This window comes from Limisphaera ngatamarikiensis (assembly GCF_011044775.1).
Lineage (GTDB): Bacteria > Verrucomicrobiota > Verrucomicrobiia > Limisphaerales > Limisphaeraceae > Limisphaera > Limisphaera ngatamarikiensis.
In genome coordinates this window covers 1-688 of sequence record NZ_JAAKYA010000060.1, presented here as the reverse complement: position 1 = coordinate 688, position 688 = coordinate 1, and the positions used below count along the sequence as shown (strand labels likewise).

The 688-nt window shown below is 60.0% G+C and carries 1 protein-coding gene; it reads right to left on the bottom strand.

All coding sequences use genetic code 11. The features are described 5' to 3' along the window. Positions 1 to 688: RHS repeat-associated core domain-containing protein (locus tag G4L39_RS09345; RefSeq protein ID WP_165107721.1), on the bottom strand; the 688-nt coding region annotated here is incomplete at both ends.

Sequence of the window (688 nt, the reverse complement as noted above, 5' to 3'; positions counted from 1 at the left end):
AACTTCCCGTTCTTGACACATGCGCATCAACTTTCCGCAAAGGAATTTGAAATTGATTTTTTCGCCTATCTTTTCCATGCCGGTCTTCGCAGCACACTTTGCTGCGCACTCCAGCGCGTGCCGCACAATGTCGGGGGGATTGGGCATTGGAGGGCGGCGCGGCGGAGGAGTCGAAGGCCGTCGCACATGTGTCGCCAAGCCTTCCACGTCAACATCCACAATCGGGCTATTAATCAACGCCGCATAAATGTTGGCGCCGCCACTCTCCTCCAGTGGATCCCGGCTCAACCACCTTCCTATGCTGGGACTGTAGGCGCGATATTCGTACAGCACCAGGCCCGTTCCGTCCTCCGTCCGCTTCGTGCTGAACCGGAAAGGATTCGAACCCGCCGCAGCGCCCGTCAGCCGCAAGGGCTCCCCAAACGGTCCATACTCGTACCGGGCAGTTTCGGTACCGGTGCTCGCGGACACCAGGTTCCACACGTTCCCGTTCCCGTCGTACGTCACAAAGTGCGCACCCGAAGCAGGGCCGGTGTGTAGGCGTACCCACAACAACCCGCCCACTCCACCCGCTCCGTCCAGGCTTTCCGAAACATCCAATCCCCACACGTACGAACGCACCACCGCACCGTTCGTCCCGTTCAGCTCCGCAATGTGACGACCGAACCACACGGGATCACTCACCAGC